Origin of the sequence: Paracoccus shandongensis (genome assembly GCF_017315735.1) — a bacterium.
Taxonomy (GTDB): domain Bacteria; phylum Pseudomonadota; class Alphaproteobacteria; order Rhodobacterales; family Rhodobacteraceae; genus Paracoccus; species Paracoccus shandongensis.
Window position 1 is genome coordinate 1 of record NZ_JAFLRK010000050.1, and the last position, 18,372, is coordinate 18,372.

The 18,372-nt window shown below is 65.9% G+C and carries 19 protein-coding genes; 11 read left to right on the forward strand and 8 right to left on the reverse strand.

Annotation, left to right across the window (positions count from 1 at the left end):
• Positions 1–216 precede the first annotated feature (216 nt).
• Genes JX613_RS18520 through JX613_RS18535 form a run of 4 tightly spaced genes read left to right on the forward strand, consistent with a single transcriptional unit; the run spans position 217 to position 2,608 of the window.
• Entirely contained in the window at positions 217–771 is a 555-nt protein-coding gene (locus JX613_RS18520; protein WP_207102954.1) for a thioredoxin family protein, read from the forward strand.
• Positions 768–1,445 carry a phosphoglycolate phosphatase gene (gene gph, locus JX613_RS18525; RefSeq protein WP_207102955.1) on the forward strand — a complete coding sequence of 226 codons (678 nt, stop codon included), beginning with the start codon at positions 768–770 and terminating at the stop codon, positions 1,443–1,445. The genes JX613_RS18520 and gph overlap by 4 nt, the downstream gene beginning before the upstream one ends.
• Positions 1,442–2,131 carry an HAD-IA family hydrolase gene (locus JX613_RS18530; protein WP_207102956.1) on the forward strand — a complete coding sequence of 230 codons (690 nt, stop codon included), beginning with the start codon at positions 1,442–1,444 and terminating at the stop codon, positions 2,129–2,131. The genes gph and JX613_RS18530 overlap by 4 nt, the downstream gene beginning before the upstream one ends.
• Before the next feature lie 54 nt (positions 2,132–2,185).
• Positions 2,186–2,608 carry a protein tyrosine phosphatase family protein gene (locus JX613_RS18535; RefSeq protein ID WP_207102957.1) on the forward strand — a complete coding sequence of 141 codons (423 nt, stop codon included), beginning with the start codon at positions 2,186–2,188 and terminating at the stop codon, positions 2,606–2,608.
• Here JX613_RS18535 and JX613_RS18540 read toward each other — a convergent pair.
• The 5 genes from JX613_RS18540 to JX613_RS18560 form a co-directional block, all read right to left on the reverse strand.
• Positions 2,605–2,949, reverse strand: a complete 345-nt coding sequence (locus tag JX613_RS18540; RefSeq protein ID WP_207102958.1) for an arsenate reductase family protein — start codon at positions 2,947–2,949, stop codon at positions 2,605–2,607. The genes JX613_RS18535 and JX613_RS18540 overlap by 4 nt on opposite strands.
• Before the next feature lie 134 nt (positions 2,950–3,083).
• Complete coding sequence (locus tag JX613_RS18545; RefSeq protein WP_207102959.1) at positions 3,084–4,391, reverse strand: DUF3422 family protein; 1,308 nt, start codon at positions 4,389–4,391, stop codon at positions 3,084–3,086.
• Between the two features lie 93 nt (positions 4,392–4,484).
• A complete protein-coding gene (locus JX613_RS18550; protein ID WP_207102960.1) occupies positions 4,485–5,927 on the reverse strand; it encodes an NAD(P)(+) transhydrogenase (Re/Si-specific) subunit beta in 1,443 nt (480 codons plus the stop codon).
• Between the two features lie 10 nt (positions 5,928–5,937).
• Positions 5,938–7,509, reverse strand: coding sequence for a Re/Si-specific NAD(P)(+) transhydrogenase subunit alpha (locus tag JX613_RS18555; RefSeq protein WP_207102961.1), 1,572 nt, complete (start codon positions 7,507–7,509; stop codon positions 5,938–5,940).
• Positions 7,510–7,687: 178 nt separating this feature from the next.
• Complete coding sequence (locus JX613_RS18560; protein ID WP_207102962.1) at positions 7,688–8,323, reverse strand: hypothetical protein; 636 nt, start codon at positions 8,321–8,323, stop codon at positions 7,688–7,690.
• 192 nt (positions 8,324–8,515) lie between these two features.
• Here JX613_RS18560 and pepN point away from each other — a divergent pair, with 192 nt between their 5' ends.
• Complete coding sequence (pepN, locus tag JX613_RS18565) at positions 8,516–11,095, forward strand: aminopeptidase N (protein ID WP_207102963.1); 2,580 nt, start codon at positions 8,516–8,518, stop codon at positions 11,093–11,095.
• A gap of 42 nt (positions 11,096–11,137) precedes the next feature.
• Complete coding sequence (locus JX613_RS18570) at positions 11,138–12,046, forward strand: lysophospholipid acyltransferase family protein (protein WP_237168717.1); 909 nt, start codon at positions 11,138–11,140, stop codon at positions 12,044–12,046.
• Here JX613_RS18570 and JX613_RS18575 read toward each other — a convergent pair.
• Positions 12,043–12,903 (reverse strand): D-amino-acid transaminase, encoded by an 861-nt coding sequence (locus JX613_RS18575; RefSeq protein ID WP_207102964.1) that lies wholly within the window; start codon positions 12,901–12,903, stop codon positions 12,043–12,045. The two genes, JX613_RS18570 and JX613_RS18575, sit on opposite strands and share 4 nt — an antisense overlap.
• Positions 12,904–13,055: 152 nt before the next feature.
• Here JX613_RS18575 and JX613_RS18580 point away from each other — a divergent pair, with 152 nt between their 5' ends.
• Both JX613_RS18580 and JX613_RS18585 read left to right on the forward strand, forming a co-directional pair.
• Positions 13,056–14,012 carry an L-malyl-CoA/beta-methylmalyl-CoA lyase gene (locus JX613_RS18580; RefSeq protein ID WP_207102965.1) on the forward strand — a complete coding sequence of 319 codons (957 nt, stop codon included), beginning with the start codon at positions 13,056–13,058 and terminating at the stop codon, positions 14,010–14,012.
• Between the two features lie 26 nt (positions 14,013–14,038).
• A complete protein-coding gene (locus JX613_RS18585; protein ID WP_207102966.1) occupies positions 14,039–14,605 on the forward strand; it encodes a hypothetical protein in 567 nt (188 codons plus the stop codon).
• Here the strand turns inward: JX613_RS18585 and JX613_RS18590 are convergent.
• Both JX613_RS18590 and JX613_RS18595 read right to left on the reverse strand, forming a co-directional pair.
• Positions 14,573–15,394, reverse strand: a complete 822-nt coding sequence (locus JX613_RS18590) for a TIGR02186 family protein (protein WP_207102967.1) — start codon at positions 15,392–15,394, stop codon at positions 14,573–14,575. The genes JX613_RS18585 and JX613_RS18590 overlap by 33 nt on opposite strands.
• On the reverse strand, positions 15,394–16,308 hold the full coding sequence (locus JX613_RS18595; RefSeq protein ID WP_207102968.1) for a sulfite exporter TauE/SafE family protein: 915 nt from the start codon (positions 16,306–16,308) through the stop codon (positions 15,394–15,396). Before JX613_RS18595 ends, JX613_RS18590 begins: the two co-directional genes overlap by 1 nt.
• A gap of 173 nt (positions 16,309–16,481) precedes the next feature.
• Between JX613_RS18595 and surE the strand changes: the two genes are divergently transcribed.
• From surE to JX613_RS18610, 3 genes are all read left to right on the forward strand, one after another.
• Positions 16,482–17,297 carry a 5'/3'-nucleotidase SurE gene (surE, locus tag JX613_RS18600; RefSeq protein ID WP_207102969.1) on the forward strand — a complete coding sequence of 272 codons (816 nt, stop codon included), beginning with the start codon at positions 16,482–16,484 and terminating at the stop codon, positions 17,295–17,297.
• Positions 17,294–17,956, forward strand: a complete 663-nt coding sequence (locus JX613_RS18605) for a protein-L-isoaspartate(D-aspartate) O-methyltransferase (RefSeq protein ID WP_207102970.1) — start codon at positions 17,294–17,296, stop codon at positions 17,954–17,956. The genes surE and JX613_RS18605 overlap by 4 nt, the downstream gene beginning before the upstream one ends.
• A gap of 40 nt (positions 17,957–17,996) precedes the next feature.
• The coding region (locus JX613_RS18610) for a LysM peptidoglycan-binding domain-containing protein (protein ID WP_207102971.1) at positions 17,997–18,372 on the forward strand (376 nt) is incomplete at its 3' end.

Sequence of the window (18,372 nt, forward strand, 5' to 3'; positions counted from 1 at the left end):
AGAAAACCGAACCTTCATTCCTATGCTCCTTTCATGGCTCAACCCATTGTCGAGCACAGAAAGTCGCATTTCAGGATAGCGCGTCCCCCTATCGGTTGAACTTCACTAATAATAATAATCTGTATTATGTAACAAAAGCCTGTTTCCGACCATTGCAGCACTTGTCTTGGCCCGCATCATTTCCCAGACTGACCCTGCCGCGGCAAGGAGGACTTCATGGCCGTCTCACCGCCTGTTTGCGATTTCGGCGCACCCTGGCACGATTTCCAGCTGCCTGGGACGGATGGAAAACTCTACAGCCTGGCGGATGCGGCGGGCTCGCGCGGCACGCTGGTCATGTTCATTTGCAACCATTGTCCTTATGTCCAGTCGATCATCGACCGGATCGTGCGTGACGCAAGGCAGATGCAGGCTGCCGGGATCGGCGTCGTGGCGATTTCTGCCAATGATGCGGAACAATATCCGCAGGACGGCCCTGAACAGATGAAAGCCATGGCCGACCGCCACGGGTTCAGCTTTCCTTATCTTTATGATGAAACGCAGCGGGTCGCGCGGGCTTATGGTGCCGAATGCACGCCCGACTTCTTCGGCTACAATGCCGCCGGTCAGCTGCAGTATCGCGGGCGCTTCGATGCTTCGTCCCGGATCGCCGGACCGGCGGATGCGCGGCGCGAACTGTTCGAGGCGATGCTGCAGATCGCCGAAACCGGCAAGGGACCAGAGAGCCAGGTTCCGTCAATGGGTTGCTCGATCAAATGGAAAGCCGCATGAACGTCTGCCTCTCGCCTTGTCCCATCGTCTTCGACCTGGACGGAACGCTGATCGACAGCGCCCCGGACATCCACGCCTGCGTGAACACGGTGCTGGACCAGCACCGGGCGCCCCTGCTGACCCTGGACCAGGTCCGCAGCTTCATCGGCGGCGGCGTGGACGTGCTGTGGCAAAAGGTCATCGCCGCACGCGAACTGCCTGATGACAAGAAGCCCGATTACGTCGCGGCCTTCATGCTGTGCTACCAGAACGCCACCCAGATGACCCGGCTGTTTCCCGGCGTGGCCGAGACGCTGGAGCTGCTGGCCGACCGCGGGCACCCCTTGGGGATCTGCACGAACAAGCCCCATTCCGTCACCGAGATCATCCTGGAGCATTTCGGGATCGCGCGCCTGTTCGGCTGCGTCATCGGCGGCGACTCGGTGCCTGAACGCAAGCCGCATCCCGCGCCCCTGCGTGCCGCCCTGGCGGGCCTTGGCGCCGATCCACGGCAGCCCAAGGCCGTCTATGTCGGCGACAGCGAGTTCGACGCCGCCTGCGCGGCGGCGGTGCCGGTGCCGTTCCTGATCTTCTCGCAAGGCTATCGGCAGGCGCCCTTGTCCGACCTGCCGCATCTGGCGTCCTTCGACCATTTCGCGGAGCTGCCTGCCCTTGTCGAGATGCAGGCGGCGTGATCAAGGCGCTGATCTGGGACGTGGACGGCACCTTGTCCGAGACCGAGGAAACGCATCGCGAAGCCTTCAACCGATCCTTCGCGGCAGCGGGGCTGGACTGGACCTGGGACCGGCAAACCTATCGGCGGCTGCTGCAAGTCACGGGCGGCAAGGAACGGATGGCGCGCTTTGCGGCGGACAACGGCACCGCTATGGATGCTGAGGTAATCCAGGAAACACATGAAGACAAAACAAAATCTTATGGTAAGATGCTTGAAACAGGATCAGCATCCCTGCGCCCGGGTGTGCGAAATGTGATCGGGGCCACGCGCCAGCACGGCATTCGCCAAGCGATTGCCACGACCACCAGCCCCCCCAATATCGACGCGCTGATCCTGGCCACGATGGGCTGCCCTGCCGATCAGATCTTCGACGTGATCGCTGCGGGGGATGAGGTCGCGGCCAAGAAGCCTGCCCCGGATGTCTATCTGCTGGCGCTGGAACGACTCGGCCTGCCCGCCGCCGACTGCATCGCGATCGAGGACAGTGTGCCGGGGCTAACGGCGGCACGTGCGGCGGGGCTGCGGGTTATGGTCACGCCGTCCCTTTATACCGATGGCGACGACTTCGGCACCGCCGACTGGGTGCTGCCCGACCTGACGGGCCCCCTGCTCGATCCGCTGGCGGCGATCCTTGCGCGCGCTTGACATTCCCTGCGGCTTCGCCCCAATCGGGGGCTTGTCGTCATCAAAGGGCTTGTCATGGACCTGCGCCAGCTTACGCCGAACCTTGCCGTTGCGCCACAGATCGCCCTTGAGGATGTGCCGCTGCTGGCTGCCTCAGGCTTCAAGACGCTGATCAACAACCGCCCCGACGACGAGGCGGGCGCGGTGGACCACCAGCTGATGGCCCAGGCTGCGGCGGATGCGGGGATGAGCTATCACTACCTGCCCTTCACGCCGGGCCAGATCACGCCCGACCTGATCCAGGGCTTTGCCGAGGCGCTGGAGGGCCAGAAGCCCGCACTGGCCTATTGCCGGTCGGGCAATCGCTCCACCGTCCTTTGGGCGCTCAGCCAGTCGGGCAAGCAGTCCGAATCCGAGCTTTTGTCCACCGCCGCCGAGGCAGGCTATGACCTGTCCGGCATCGTGCCGCTGATGCGGTCGCTTGCGGGCAACGGCTAGGCAGGGACGCCCAGGGCGCGCTTCACATTCGCGGTCCAGCCCAGCAGGCGCAACTCGCCTGCGACGATGGCCGGGCGCTTCATCACGCTGGGCTTGGCGCCCATCATCGTGACGGGATCGGCGGCCCGCTCATCCTCGGACATCCCGCGCCAGGTCAGGCTGGCGCGGTTGACGATCTTGTCGCCGAAATCCGCAGCCAGCGTCGCGCGTTCCGCGTCCGTCAGCGGCTCTTTCTGGACATCGCGGAAGGCCACCGTCCAGCCGTGGCTTTCCAGATCCGCCTGCGCCTTCTGGCAGGTGGAACAATGCGCAAGCCCGTACAGGGTCAGGGTGCCAGCCATCAGACGAAGGGGACCAGCGGGACGCCGCAGGCGGACAGCGCCAGAAGGGCGGCAAGGGCAAGAAGCGGTTTCACGTCAACCTCGGCTCAGCGGCGTTCATCCGCCTTATCCGCACCCTGCCCCGCGCCTTCAAGTCACAAATCGCCGCCGGGCCCATGCTTGTGCAGGCTGCGGCGGACCTGCCGCATGGCCCACCAGACGACCAGCACCGCCACGGGCGTCAGGCCCGCGATCAGATAAGCCTTGTCCACATGCAACCGGGCCGCCACGGGATAAAGTGCATAGGACAGCAGCCCCACGGCGTAATAGCTGATGGCCACGACCGACAGCCCCTCGACCGTGTGCTGCAGGCGCAGTTGCAGGTCGGCGCGGCGGTCCATCCGTTCCAGCAGCAACTGGTTCTGGGCCGAGCGTTCGACATCAACCCGCGTGCGCAGCAACTCGCCCGCCCGCGCGGCGCGTTCCAGCATCGTCTTCAGCCGCGTCTCGGCCGAGGCTGCCGTGCGCATCGCGGGCTGGTAACGGCGGCGCATGAACTCGGTCAGCATCTGGCGTTCCTTGAACCGGCTTTCGCGCAGCGCCGTGATGCGGTCCATCACGATCGCCTCGTATGCCTTGGTCGCGCCGAAGCGGAAGGAATGCTGCACCGCCTGGGCTTCCAGTTCGGCGGAAACGGCCAGCAGTTCGTGCAGCACGGCCTCGGCCGGGCGATCCTCGTCCGTCATGCCCTCGACAATGGCGGACAGGCGCGGCTCAAGCTCGTTCAGGCGGTTGGTCAGGCCACGGACGCGGCCAAGGCCCAGCATGGACATCGCGCGATAGGTTTCCAGTTCGACAAGCCGGTGCACGATCCGACCGATGCGGCCTTCGCCCACGCCGGGCCGCACGAACAGCGCGAAGCGCATCCAGCCATCCGCGTCGATCCTGAAATCGCCCGCGATCATGGCGGCCTCTTCCAGCACCCAGACGGCGGTCAGGCTGTCGCGGGCAAACCAGGTGCCGATGCGGTCCAGCGCCTCGTCCGGGTCGTCGGGCAGCCAGTCGATCTGCACCATGACCGCGGCCACGCGCTTGCCCGGCGCGGCCTGCTGCCAGTCCTGCGGAAAGATCGCCCCGGCGCCTGGATCGAAGGGCCGGATCGGCAGGCCCGGTGTCAGCGCCATATAGGTGACGAACTCGGTGTGGCTTTCCCATTTCAGGTCATGGCGCCCCAGCTTGCCTTGATAATGGCTTTGGCTGGGGTCGGGACGCTGCCCGCCATGGCGGCTGGTCAGTTGCGTCAGATGCGCCAGATCCCGAGCCCGGTCCCGGTTGGCGGCGTCCAGCGGTTCCTTGAAGGCCACGAAGACGCAGGTGGCAGGCGCGGACAGCCGGGGCGAGGGCCGGGCGTGCAGTTCGTTGACCAGGTCATAGCGTAGCGGATGTTCCAGTTCCGGCCCCACGGTCGCGTCCCTTCATGGCCGGGCAAACCGGCGTGCCTGATGCGGAAAGGGGCGCGATTGGCCCGCGCCCCCTGCCCTTGTTTCCTCTGCCGGTCAGTCGATCATCGGCAGCAGCTTGTTGAGGCTGTCCTTGGCGTCGCCATAGAACATCCGGGTGTTTTCCTTGAAGAACAACGGGTTCTCGATCCCCGAATAGCCGGTGCCCTGCCCGCGCTTGCTGACGAACACCTGCTTGGCCTTCCAGACCTCCAGCACCGGCATCCCGGCGATGGGGCTGTTCGGATCGTCCTGCGCCGCCGGGTTCACGATGTCGTTCGAGCCGATCACGATCACCACGTCGGTCGAGGGGAAGTCCTCGTTGATCTCGTCCATCTCCAGCACGATGTCATAGGGCACCTTGGCCTCGGCCAGCAGGACGTTCATGTGGCCGGGCAGGCGTCCCGCGACGGGGTGGATGGCAAAGCGCACCGTCTTGCCCGCCGCGCGCAGCTTGCGGGTCAGTTCGCTGACCGCGCCCTGCGCCTGCGCCACCGCCATGCCATAGCCCGGCACGATGATCACGCTGTCGGCGTCGTTCAGCGCCGCCGCCACGCCCTCGGCGTCGATGGCGATCTGTTCGCCGGTGATTTCCGCCGCAGGCCCAGCCTCGCCGCCGAAGCCGCCCAGGATCACGCTGACGAAGTTGCGGTTCATCGCCTTGCACATGATATAGGACAGGATCGCACCAGACGAGCCGACCAGCGCGCCCACCACGATCAGCAGGTCGTTGCCCAGCGTGAAGCCGATGGCCGCCGCCGCCCAGCCGGAATAGCTGTTCAGCATCGACACCACGACCGGCATGTCGGCCCCGCCGATGCCCATGATCAGGTGATAGCCGATGAAGAACGCCAGAAGCGTGATCAGGATCAGCCAGAAGATCGCCGGGCCGACGCCCGCGCAATAGAGGATGCCCAGCAGCACCGACAGCGCCAGCGCGCCCGCGTTCAGCATGTGCCCGCCCGGCAGCTTCTTCGGCTTGCCGTCTACGCGGCCCGCCAGCTTGCCGAAGGCCACGACCGACCCGGTAAAGGTCACGGCGCCGATGAAGATGCCCAGAAAGACCTCGATCTTCAGCATGGCGATCTCGGCCGGGGTCTTGTGGGCCAGCACGGCGGCAAAGCCGTTGAAGACCTGCACGCCGCCTTCCGCCTTGGCGCGCAGCACGCGGGCCAGTTCGATCTGGGCGTTGAAGCCCACAAAGACCGCCGCAAGGCCCACCAGCGAATGCATAGCGGCCACAAGCTGCGGCATTTCCGTCATCTGGACGCGCTGCGCCACGACCCAGCCGATAGCGCCGCCTATGGCGATCATGACCAGCGACAGGAACCAGTTGCCCGCGCCCGGCCCGAACAGTGTGGCCAGCACGGCCAGGGCCATGCCGACGATCCCGTACCAGATCGCGCGCTTGGCGCTTTCCTGTCCCGACAGCCCGCCCAGCGACAGGATGAACAGCACGGCTGCGACCACATAGGCCGCGGTGGTGAATCCGTATTCCATTGCTGTCCCCTTACGACTTCTGGAACATGGCAAGCATCCGGCGCGTGACCAGGAAGCCGCCGAAGATGTTGACGCCCGCCATCAGCACGGCCAGCGCGCCCAGCAGGACGACCCACCAGCTGCCCGACCCGATCTGCATCAGCGCGCCCAGGATGATGATGGAACTGATCGCGTTGGTGATCGCCATCAGCGGCGTGTGCAGCGAATGGGCGACGTTCCAGATCACGCGGAAGCCGATGAAGCAGGCCAGCACGAAGACGATGAAGTGCTGCAAGAAGCTGAAGGGCGCGACCAGGCCGATCAGCAGCAGCACCACCGCGCCCGCGACCAGCAGCCCGACCTGCCGGCGCGTTTCGCCCTTGAAGGCCAGGGCTTCGGCGGCACGGCGTTCCTCGACCGTCAGCGCCTTGGGCTTTTCCTTGGGCTTCTGCACGGCAATGGCCGCGATCTTCGGCGGAGGCGGGGGCCATGTCACGTCGTGATTGCGGGTCACGGTCGCGCCGCGGATCACGTCGTCCTCCATGTTGTGCTGGATCACGCCGTCCTTCTTGGGCGTCAGGTCGGCCACGAAATGCCGCACGTTGTTGCCATACAGCTCGGATGCCTGCGCGCCCATGCGCGACGGGAAATCGGTATAGCCGATGATCGTCACGCCGTTTTCGGTCACATGGCGTTCGTCGGGGATGGTCAGTTCGCAGTTGCCGCCGCGTTCGGCGGCCAGGTCCACGATCACGCTGCCGGGCTTCATCGCCTCGACCATGTCGCGGGTCCACAGCTTCGGCGCGTCGCGGCCCGGGATCAGCGCGGTGGTGATCACCACGTCCATCTGAGGGGCAAGCTCGCGGAACTTGGCAAGCTGCTTTTCGCGGAACTCAGGCGACGAGGGCGCGGCATAGCCGCCGGTCGCGGCGCCGTCCTGCGCCTCCTCGAAATCCAGGAACACGAACTCGGCGCCCATGGACTCGATCTGCTCGGCCACCTCGGGGCGCACGTCGAAGGCATAGACCTGCGCGCCAAGGGACACGGCCGTGCCGATGGCGGCAAGGCCCGCGACGCCCGCGCCCACGACCAGAACCTTGGCGGGCGGCACCTTGCCCGCCGCTGTCACCTGGCCGGTGAAGAAGCGGCCAAAGTTGTTCGCGGCCTCGATCACCGCGCGGTAACCGGCGATATTGGCCATGGACGACAGCGCGTCCATCTTTTGCGCGCGGCTGATGCGGGGCACCATGTCCATGGCGATGGCGGTGATGCCCTGTTCCTTGGCCAGGGCCAGCATCTCGGCATTTTGGGCGGGATAGAAGAAGCTGATCAGCGTCTGCCCTTCCCGCATCTGCCGGATCTCGCCCTCGGCGGGCTGGCGCACCTTGGCGACCACATCGACCGACCCGATCAACTCGGCCGCCGTGGGCACCACCGTCACGCCCGCGGCGCGATAACTGTCGTCCGAGAACCCGGCCCGCGCGCCCGCACCGCTTTCGACAAAGACCTGATGGCCCAGCTTCGTCAGATGACCGGCAGAGGATGGCGTAATCGCGACCCGAGCCTCACCCTCGAAACTTTCCTTCAACGCGCCAATCTTCATGGCTGTGTTGTCCCCCGCTCGTTCGGTTTCGCTGGGGTGACAGATAGCATCGCGAAAGATTTGTTCACAAGTCCGCGAATTGACCTTACGGGACGAATGTCTGGGGCGGGCATTCCGACAAAAGAAAACGCCCGGGGGATGAACCCTCGGGCGCGGGAAGCATGAACCTGTATCCGCCTCAGTTCGCCGGTGCAGGCGTGGCCGGAGCGGTGGTGGCAGGCGCCGTGGTGGCCGGGGCCGGGGTCGTGGTGGCTGCCGGGGCGTCGTCGATGGTGATCGCATCGTCCACGGCCTCGCCCGCGTCGCTGGCCGACTGGGCGGCGGCTTCGGCGGCATTGTCCGCGGCCTCGCTTGCGGCATTCGCGGCGTCCTGGGCCGCGGTCCCCGCAGCCTCGGCGGCGTTGTCGGCGGCGGACGCCGCGCTTTCAGCCGCGTTCTCGGCGGCATCGGCTGCATCCTGGACCGCGCCTTCGGTGGCCGCTGCGGCATCCTCGGCGGCGTTCTCGGTGGCGGCGCTGTCGGCGGCTTCCTCGGCGTCGGCTGCCGCGGCTTCGGCGTCAGCGGCAGCGTCGCTGGCCGCGCCCGTGGCGGCGCCCTCGGTCGTGGTCACGGTGGTGGTGTCGCCATCGACGGCGGCGGTGTCGTCGCCGGTGAAGCGCTGCAGCACGAAATAGGCCAGCGCCAGCGCCAGAAGGACGCCGATGATCAGCGGCAGGGGCGAGGAACGACGCTCGACCGGCTCGACATAGGTTTCGTTGCGCACAAGCGGATCCGCGGGACGGGTGCGGTTCGGATCGTTCGGGTCATGGGTCATTGCTGGCCTCCAAGTCCAAGGGTGGCAAGCCGGTTGAATGTCGCCAAAGCTGCGGTCTTCCCCCGAACCCCTGCCATAGGCCGGGCTGCACAAGGTGGACCAGCCGACTTGCGACCCGGCCTTCATGCGACTAACACATTGGACAAGATGAAGTTCCGCCGGGCGGAGCAGCTTTCTTCATGCGAGGATGCGATGACCCAGACCCAAGGGCAGAATGCGCACAATCTTGCCGATTACCGGCCCTATCCCTTCGTGCTGTCGGCGACGCGGATGACCTTCGACCTGCACCCGCAGGCCACGCGGGTCCGCACGGCCCTGTCCATGGCCCCCCGCGATCCCGGTGCGCCGCAGGATCTGGTGTTGGACGGCGGCAAGGGGGTCGAGCTTCTGTCCCTGACCATCGACGGCCAGGCCCCCGACGCGGCCCATGTCACCCGCCGGGACGAGACGCTGATGATCGCCGCCGCCGCCCTGCCCCCGCATCCCTTCCTTCTGGAAACCGAAGTCCGGATCGACCCTTCGGCAAACACCGCCTGCGAGGGGCTCTATATCTCGAACGGCATGTTCTGCACCCAGTGCGAGGCCGAGGGTTTCCGCCACATCACCTTCTATCCCGACCGCCCGGACGTGATGGCGACCTTCCACGTCACGGTCGTCAGCGACTTGGCCGTGCTGCTGTCGAACGGCAACCCGGTCGGCCAGTCGCAGGGCCGCGCGGAATGGCACGACCCCTGGCCCAAGCCCAGTTACCTGTTCGCACTTGTCGCGGGCGATCTGGTGGCGGTCAGCGACAGCTTCACCACCCGGTCGGGCCGCAAGGTCGCGCTGAACGTCTGGGTCCGCCCGGGCGATCAGGACCGCGCGGGCTTTGCGATGGAGTCGCTGATCAAGTCGATGAAATGGGACGAGGATGTCTATGGCCGCGAATACGACCTGGACGTGTTCAACATCGTCGCGGTCGATGACTTCAACATGGGGGCCATGGAAAACAAGGGGTTGAACATCTTCAACTCGAAACTGGTGCTGGCCAGCCCCGAAACCGCGACCGATGGCGACTACGAACGCATCGAGGCGGTGATCGCCCACGAATATTTCCACAACTGGACCGGCAACCGCATCACCTGCCGCGACTGGTTCCAGCTTTGCCTCAAGGAAGGGCTGACGGTTTTCCGCGACCAGCAGTTCACCTCTGACATGCGGTCGGCGGCGGTCAAGCGGATCAAGGACGTGCAGGCCCTGCGCGCCCGCCAGTTCCGCGAGGACCAGGGCCCGCTGGCCCATCCCCCGCGCCCGGACCGCTATGAAGAAATCAACAACTTCTACACCGCGACCGTCTATGAAAAGGGCGCCGAGGTGATCGGGATGCTCAAGCGCCTTGTGGGCGATGACGGTTATCGCCGCGCGCTGGATCTGTATTTCGACCGCCACGACGGCGACGCCGCCACCATCGAGGACTGGCTGAAGGTGTTCGAGGACGCCACCGGCCGCGACCTGACGCAGTTCAAGTGGTGGTATACCGACGCCGGCACCCCGCGCCTGACCATGGCCGAGGATTGGCAGGACGGCACCTTGGCGCTGACCTTCACGCAGGAAACCCCGCCCACGCCCGGCCAGCCGGAAAAGCTGCCACGCGTGATCCCCATCGCCGTCGGCCTGATCGGCCCCAACGGCGATGAGGCCCTGCCCACGCAGGTGCTGGAAATGACCGAGGCCAGCCAGACCTTCACCTTCGATGGCCTGGGCGCGCGCCCGGTGGTGTCCGCCCTGCGCGGCTTCTCGGCCCCCGTCATGCTGTCGCGGCAGCTGGACGACGCAACCCGCGCTTTCCTTCTGGCCCATGACACCGACCCCTTCGCCCGCTGGGAAGCCGGGCGCGACCTGGCGCTGTCCGCCCTGACCGCAGCCGCGCAGGGCCAGCCCGCCGGTGGCGACTATGTGGACGCCATCGGCCGCCTGATTGCCGACGACACAGCCGACCCCGCCTTCCGCGCCCTCTGCCTGAACCTGCCCGGAGAGGAGGAGATCGCCACGCGCCTGTCCGCCAGCGGCATCACCCCCGATCCCGATGCAATCCACGCCGCGCGCGAATCCCTCGCCCGCCAGATCGCCGAGACTCATCTGGACCTGCTGTCGCAGCTTTATGACGACATGACGGTTGCCGGTCCCTACCGCCCCGATGCCGCTGACGCCGCACGACGGTCGCTGCGCAATGCCGTGCTGGCCCTGCTGACCCGCATCGACGGCGGCGAGCGGGCCGAGATCCTGTTCGGCATCGCGGGCAACATGACCGAACGCATGGCCGCGCTGACTGCCCTGCTGCGGCGCGGGCGCGGGCAGGCAGAACTGGCCGCGCTGCACGACCAGTTCGCGGACAACCGGCTGGTCATGGACAAGTGGTTCGCGGTGCAGCCCATGGCCGCGCCCCCTGCCCAGGCCGCGCAGATCGCCCGCGACCTGTCGCAGCGCAAGGATTTCGACTGGAAGAACCCCAACCGCTTCCGCGCGCTGCTGGGCGGGCTGTCGGCCAACCACGCCGGTTTCCACGCGGCGGATGGGTCGGGCTATGACTTTACCGCCGACTGGCTGCTGCGCATGGATCCGGTCAACCCGCAGATCGCCGCGCGCATGTCCACGGCTTTCGAGACCTGGACCCGCTATGACGCGGGCCGCCGCGCCAGGGCCCTGTCCGCGCTGGAACGAATCGCGGCTGCCGAGGGTTTGAGCAGGAACACCCGCGAGATGGTGTCGCGGATGATCGCCGCAGGCCGCTGATGCCGCTTGCGGATGCCCGTGCGCCCAGGCAGAAAGGCCGGAATGACTGACCGACACGCCGATGCCAAGGCCGAGATGCAGGCCCGTCTGGACCCGCTGATCGCCGAGCGGGCGCCCTGGCTTTATTCCGGCAGGCCCCATCACCGTTTGGCGAAATGGGCGATGATGGGCCTGTTGCGCTATCCCACCACCATCCGCCTTGGGGCCGAGTTCCGCGACGCCCCCACGCCCGAGATCATGCGCCGCATGACCGACCTGATCGTTCGCGATGTCCGGGTCGAGGGGATGGAGCATATCCCCGCCACCGGCCCCGCCCTGATCGTAGCGAACCACCCGACCGGGATCGCGGACGGCATCGTGGTCCACGCGCTGATGTCACAGTTGCGCGACGACTTGTTCATCTATGCCAACCACGACATGATCCGCGTGCTGCCGCAGGTGGCCGACCTGATCGCGGGCGTGGAATGGCGCCTGGAAAAGCGCAGCCATGCCAAGACCAAGGCCACGATGGACTATACGCGCGAGGCCCTGGCGGCGGGCCGGATCGGGCTGATCTTTCCCTCGGGCCGCCTGGCGAAACGCCGGGGGCTGCGGCTTCACGAACGCCCCTGGATGGCCAGCGCCGCGATGATCGCGCGCAAGTTCGGGGTGCCGATCATTCCGATGAACATCCGCGCGCGCAATTCCGCGCTGTTCTATCTGCTGGACGCGATCCATCCGACGCTGCGCGACGTGACCCTGTTCAACGAAGTCCTGAACAAGCGCAGCCAGCCTTACCGCATCACCGTGGGCGCGCCCATTGACCCCGCGTCCCTGCCCCGGGGCGAGGACGCGATCAACGTGTTGCGTGACCGCGTGCTGGCCCTGCCCGCGCCCGGCCCGGACGCCGCGCGCCTGACGCAGGATCGCGGCAGGGCGCGGCTGGTGCGCGGGTCCGAAGGGCTGGCCTAGACCGCCGCCTTGCGGCTTTCCTCGATATAGATCTCGCGCAGCCGCTTCGCCACCGGACCCACCTGCCCCGTGCCGATGGTCGCGCCATCGATTTCCACCACCGGCATCACGAAGGCGCTTGCCGAGGTGATGAAGGCCTCGTCCGCCGCCTGCGCCTCGGCGATGGTGAACGGGCGTTCCTCGACCTGCATCTGCGCCTCGGCGGCATAACGCAGCACGGCGGCGCGGGTGATGCCGTGTAGGATGTCGTTCGACAGCCCACGGGTGACGATCACGCCATCTTTCACGAAATAGGCGTTGTTGCTGGTGCCTTCCGTGACCACGCCATCCTCGACCATCCAGGCGTCGTCCACGCCGCGCGCCTTGGCCTCCATCTTGGCCATGGACGGATAGAGCAGCTGCACCGTCTTGATGTCGCGGCGGGCCCAGCGAAGATCCTCGATGCTGATGACGCGCCAGCCGGTCTTTGCCGCCGGGTTGTCGGCCAGGCCGGGCTTCGACTGCGTGAACATCACCACGGTCGGGCGCGTGCCCGCCGCCGGATAGGCGAAATCCCGGTCGCCCGGATTGCCGCGTGTCACCTGCAGATAGACCAGCCCGTCGGTGATGGCGTTCTTTTCGACTAGGGCGCGAAACGCCGCCAGATAGTCGTCATCGGACAAGGGGTTGTCCATCGCCAGTTCACCCAGCGACCGCTTCAGGCGCACCAGATGGCCGTCGAAATCCAGCAGCTTGCCGTCCAGGACGCTGACAACCTCATAGACGCCATCGCCCATCAGGAAGCCCCGGTCGAAGATCGAAACCGTGGCCTGATCCTCGGGCAGGTAGTCGCCATTTACATAGACCGTGCGCGTCATGATGTGTCCTTGCTTCCAGCGTGCGTCGGCGTGGTCCTGCGCCCAAAGCGCGGGATCGTCAAGACGCACCAAGGTTGCTGCACTGCAGCCTTGATGCTGCGGCTGCGAAACATTATTGCTGGTCGGGACGCAAAACCTTTCGGAACATGACCATGAGCTTTCGTACCCAACCCCTGCCCCCTGCCCGCCTCAACCGCTGCCAGTTGTTCGGCCCCGGTTCGCGCGACAGCCTGTTCGAGAAGATGGCGAAATCCGCCGCCGACGTGATCAACCTGGATCTGGAGGACTCGGTCGCCCCCGACGACAAGGACCGGGCGCGGAAAAACATCATCCAGGCCATCGGCGACATCGAATGGGGCGGCAAGACGCTGTCGGTCCGGATCAACGGGCTGGACACGCCCTTCTGGTATCGCGACGTGGTGGACCTGCTGGAACAGGCGGGCGACAGGCTGGACCAGATCATGATCCCCAAGGCGGGGAACGCCAGCGACATCTATGCCGTGGATGCGCTGGTCACGGCGGTGGAACGCGCCAAGGGGCGCACGAAGCGCATCAACTTCGAGGTCATCATCGAAAGCGCCGCAGGCATCTGCCATGTCGAGGAGATCGCGGCTTCATCCCCCCGGATGCAGGCGATCAGCCTGGGGGCGGCGGATTTCGCGGCCTCCATGGGGATGGCGACCACGGGCATCGGCGGGACGCAGGAAAACTATTACATGATCCGCGAAGGGCAGAAATACTGGCCCGACCCCTGGCACTGGGCGCAGACCGCCATTGTCGCCGCCTGCCGCACGCATGGGCTGCTGCCGGTGGACGGTCCCTTCGGCGATTTCAGCGACCAGGACGGGTTCGTGGCGCAGGCTCGCCGGTCGGCCACGCTGGGCATGGTCGGCAAATGGGCGATCCATCCCAGCCAGGTGGCGCTGGCGAACGAGGTGTTCTCGCCCAGCGACGCCGCCGTGACCGAGGCGCGCGAGATCCTGGCGGCCATGGAAAAGGCCAAGGCCGAAGGCGCGGGGGCCACGGTCTACAAGGGGCGGCTGGTGGACATCGCCTCGATCAAGCAGGCCGAGGTGATCGTGCGCCAGGCGGAACTGATGAAGCAGTAAGTAAGGTAGTTGAAGAAATGCTTGTGTTGAACGACGATGAGTTTACTGCTCTTGGACGCACTGCTGTTGCTTTCGCCTCACTAGAAAACACTCTTGTAAGACTTTCAGCGGTGAAGTTTGACGTGCGAGTGATAACAACCAAGGCATATGTGCAGTCTGATGTGCAACGTGCAGTTACTAGCAATTTCGCTAGGTTGTTGAACAATGCCGTGCAAAAGCTAGAGGAACTCAATCCTATAGAAGAAGTCCAAAATTATATCAATGAGTACCTTAAGCCTTCAACTGATGAGTATGGCAGAAAGTTAGCCTGCCCCTTGATCCGATGGAGGAACACTTTAGTGCATGGTGCTTACAGCAGATTAGATAACGGAAACTTGTTCATTGACTTTCATGATAGGTTTAGTTTTGAATCAATAAAAGGAAAGGATGACTTAATCCATGGAGGGCTTTCGGTCCAAACCAATGCAAATGAATTGAACAAGTTGGCGTTTAGTATAACTGAATTTACAATCTATCTGCTAAAGTCATTCAACGTTGCAGAGACTTTCGGTCTTGAGTTGCTATGGCCTTCTCAGCTTCCTGAACGCCGCTGACGCACCCCACCCCGCAAAGACCGCCACCCCCAGCGACATCAGCCCGTAAAGAAACGGCTGGTCAAAGGCCAGCCGATACAGCCAGCGTTCCACGCCCACTTTGCGCACGTTGATGGGGGCCACGAACACGTCGATCACCTGCCCGTTGCGCAGCAGGAAGATGCGGGTCTTGTAGGCGCCCTCGACCAGATTCGCGGGCAGGCTGACATCGGCGCGGAACAGCGTCTGGTCGATCAGCGACACGCTGCCCTCGTCCAGGCGGTAAAGCCCCTCATCCTGGCGCAGGCGGACCAGCGCCTCGGTGAAGGGAACGGCGCTTTCGACCGCGACCTCGCCCGCGAAGGCGCGCATCGCGTGGGACAGGGAAATCCGGTAACGGCTGTCCCATTCGGGCAGCAGGATGTCGCCTAGCTTGGCCGAGGTCGCCACGGCATAGAAGCCGGGCGCCGCGCCGATCCTGACCGCCTCGGCATTGATCCAGATGCCCGCCTTGCGTTCCTTGCGCCAGACCGTGACGCCGCTGGACGGCGCCTCGACCGTGACGATCACCTGCAGGGGCGGGCCCTGGGGGATCGGCGTTTCGCGCTTGATCGCGCCATAGATCAGGATCTCGGATCCGTCGAAGCTGGCGGTGATGGCGACGGAATCGCTGGACAGGCCCGCCACGACGGTTTCCTCGGGCGGCGGGGCCTCGACCGGCAGGGCATCGGCGTCGGCCTGCGGCACCAGGGATTGCGCGTTTGCGGTGCAAGCCAGCACCAGCAGCATCAGCGCCAGCAGTCCCCGCATCAGCCGATCCCCTGCTGGACGACATACAGATCGTCCGGCGTCAGGAACAGGTCCAGCGCCAGCTTGCCGCAGACCGCCAGCACCAGCAGCGCCAGCAGGATCCGCAGCTGTTCCGCCCGCAGCCTTGCCCCCAGCGTGGTGCCGAACTGCGCGCCCACCACCCCCCCGATGATCAGCAGAACCGCCAGCATCATGTCCACCGTGTTATAGCTGACGGCGTGCATGATCGTGGTGAAGGCGGTGACGAAGGTGATCTGGAACAGCGAGGTGCCGACCACGACCTTGGTGGGCATCCCCAGCAGATAGATCATCGCGGGCACCATGATGAAGCCGCCGCCCACCCCCATGATCGCGGCCAGCACGCCCACGGCCAGCCCGACCAGCAGGGGGGGAAAGACGCTGATATACAGGCCCGAGGCGCGGAACTTGACCTTCACCGGCCAGCGGTGGACCCAGTTGTGCTGGTGCAGCCGCCTGCGATGGCCCGGCTTGGACGACCGCCGCAGCGCGCGGATGCTTTCCTGCAGCATCATCATGCCGATCAGGCCCAGGAACACGACATAGCAAAGCTGCACCACCAGATCGATCTGGCCCACCTGTTGCAGGATCGTGAAGACCCAGACCCCCAGCCAGGATCCGACCAGCCCGCCTGCCAGCAGCACGCCGCCCATGCGGAAATCAACGCTTTTGCGTTTCACATGGGCCAGCACGCCCGACACCGAGGATGCCACGACCTGGTTCGCCCCGGTCGCCACCGCGATGGCGGGCGGGATGCCGATGAAGAACAAAAGCGGCGTGATCAGGAAACCGCCGCCGACGCCGAACAGCCCGCTCATCAGGCCCACAAGCCCGCCAAGTCCGACCAGCGTGAACGCGTTGACCGACACCTCTGCAATGGGAAGATAAATCTGCATGAAACCGCGCGCCGCCTGCGTCCGGGGCAAGGATGCAACGGCCCGGCAGTCCCGTCAAACCGCTTTCCGGTTGCCGGGGGCCAGCAGGCGCTTGAAGCGGGCCCATGGCCCGGCTAAGCAGGAACGAAGACGTGAACAGGCGCTGTCCCCCGCGCCGCAGGACCGGCCGGACAATGCGCATCTTGATCACCAATGACGACGGCATCAACGCCCCCGGCCTGCAAGTGCTGGAGGAGATTGCCGCCACCCTTGCCGGCCCCGGGGGCGAGGTCTGGATCGTCGCCCCCGCATTCGAGCAGTCGGGCGTGGCCCATTGCATCAGCTATGCCCACCCGACCATGGTCGCGCGCCTGGACGAACGCCGCTACGCGACCGAGGGCAGCCCCGCCGACTGCGTGCTGGCCGCCGTCTGCGACATCATGGCGGACGCGCCGCCCGACCTGGTGCTGTCGGGCGTGAACCGGGGCAACAATTCCGGGGAAAACGCGATGTATTCCGGCACCATCGGCGGCGCGATGGAAGCCGCGCTGCAGGGCCTGCCGGCCATCGCGCTGTCGCAATATCTGGGCCCGAAGACCTCGGGCCTGGCCGATCCGTTCGAGGGCGCGCGCCAGCATGGCGCGGCGGTGATCCGGCGGCTGCTGGATCATGGCGACTGGACCTCGGACGCGGATTTCCGGCTGTTCTACAACATCAACTTTCCGCCCGTCCCGGCGGCAGGGGTGCGCGGCACCCGCGTGGTGCCGCAGGGTCGGCGGCGGGGCACGAATTTCAGCGTCGTGCCCTATACCGCGCCCAACGGACGCCGCTTCATGTGGGCGGCGGGCGGCGCGCAGAACGCCCCGGCCCGGCCCGGCACCGATGTCGCGGTGAACATGGACGGCTTCATCTCGGTCACGCCGATGCGGGCGGACCTGACCTGCCATGCCTCGCTGCGCGAGATGGCCAGCCTGTTCGATGACGAGACCCTTGGGGCGCAGATCCCATGACCGCCGATCTCACCGACGACGACGAGCCGGCCGAGCGCAAGATGCGCTTTCTGTTCCAGTTGCGGTCGCGCGGGGTGACCGACCCCCGCGTGCTGGCGGTGATGGAGCGGATCGACCGGGGCCTGTTCGTGCGCGGCCAGTTCGCCGACCGCGCATACGAGGACACGCCCCTGCCGATCCCCTGCGGGCAGACGATCAGCCAGCCCTCGGTCGTGGGGCTGATGACACAGTCGCTGAACCCCGGCCCCCGCGACACCGTGCTGGAGATCGGGACGGGATCCGGTTACCAGGCGGCGGTCCTGTCGGGGCTTTGCCGCCGCGTCTATACCGTGGACCGCCACCGCCGCCTTGTGCAGGAAGCCGAGGCGATCTTCCGCCAGCTGGGCCTGTCCAACATCACCGCGCAGGTGGCCGACGGATCGCGCGGCCTGCCCGACCAGGCGCCCTTTGATCGCATCCTTGTCACCGCCGCGGCAGAGGATCCGCCCGGGCCCTTGTTGGCACAGTTGAAGATCGGCGGTATCATGGTCGTGCCGGTGGGACAGTCCGACGCGGTCCAGACCCTGATCCGCGTCACCCGGACGGAAACCGGCTTTGATTACGACGAATTGCGGCAGGTGCGATTTGTTCCGCTGGTCGAAGGGTTGGGACACCAATAAACCCCGATCTGCGGTGTGGCAGGTTAAGGACGACAGGACCATGAGCAGGATTTTCAGACTGACCGCCAGCACCGGGGCGGCCGCCTTTCTTTTGGCCTCTTGCGGGGCGACCGGATTCGATCCCGACCTGCGCGGCTGGATGCCGGGATCGCTCAGCACCGCCGATGCCGCCGCCCGCGCCGCGCCGCGCCCGCAGCCCGACAGCCGGGGCATCATCAGCTTTCCGTCCTATCAGGTCGTGATCGCCCAAAGCGGCGACACGCCGACAGCCATCGCCCGCCGCCTGGGCATCGACGCGGCGCGCCTGGCGCAGCACAACGCCCTGCCGCCGACCGCCCCGCTGTCCGCCGGACAGACCCTGGTGCTGCCGCAGCGGGTCGGGGCGGCGCCCGCGCCGGGCGGCGGCGGCCTGGTCG

Coding starts and splice junctions, on each gene's coding strand:
- JX613_RS18560 (WP_207102962.1), bottom strand. CDS start 8,323: ATGACCCATGACCCGAACGATCCGAACCGCACCCGTCCCGCGGATCCG.
- JX613_RS18580 (WP_207102965.1), top strand. CDS start 13,056: ATGAGCTTTCGTACCCAACCCCTGCCCCCTGCCCGCCTCAACCGCTGC.
- gph (WP_207102955.1), top strand. CDS start 768: ATGAACGTCTGCCTCTCGCCTTGTCCCATCGTCTTCGACCTGGACGGA.
- surE (WP_207102969.1), top strand. CDS start 16,482: ATGCGCATCTTGATCACCAATGACGACGGCATCAACGCCCCCGGCCTG.
- JX613_RS18590 (WP_207102967.1), bottom strand. CDS start 15,394: ATGCGGGGACTGCTGGCGCTGATGCTGCTGGTGCTGGCTTGCACCGCA.
- JX613_RS18535 (WP_207102957.1), top strand. CDS start 2,186: ATGGACCTGCGCCAGCTTACGCCGAACCTTGCCGTTGCGCCACAGATC.
- JX613_RS18570 (WP_237168717.1), top strand. CDS start 11,138: ATGACTGACCGACACGCCGATGCCAAGGCCGAGATGCAGGCCCGTCTG.
- JX613_RS18605 (WP_207102970.1), top strand. CDS start 17,294: ATGACCGCCGATCTCACCGACGACGACGAGCCGGCCGAGCGCAAGATG.
- pepN (WP_207102963.1), top strand. CDS start 8,516: ATGACCCAGACCCAAGGGCAGAATGCGCACAATCTTGCCGATTACCGG.
- JX613_RS18550 (WP_207102960.1), bottom strand. CDS start 5,927: ATGGAATACGGATTCACCACCGCGGCCTATGTGGTCGCAGCCGTGCTG.
- JX613_RS18595 (WP_207102968.1), bottom strand. CDS start 16,308: ATGCAGATTTATCTTCCCATTGCAGAGGTGTCGGTCAACGCGTTCACG.
- JX613_RS18540 (WP_207102958.1), bottom strand. CDS start 2,949: ATGGCTGGCACCCTGACCCTGTACGGGCTTGCGCATTGTTCCACCTGC.
- JX613_RS18555 (WP_207102961.1), bottom strand. CDS start 7,509: ATGAAGATTGGCGCGTTGAAGGAAAGTTTCGAGGGTGAGGCTCGGGTC.
- JX613_RS18575 (WP_207102964.1), bottom strand. CDS start 12,903: ATGACGCGCACGGTCTATGTAAATGGCGACTACCTGCCCGAGGATCAG.
- JX613_RS18520 (WP_207102954.1), top strand. CDS start 217: ATGGCCGTCTCACCGCCTGTTTGCGATTTCGGCGCACCCTGGCACGAT.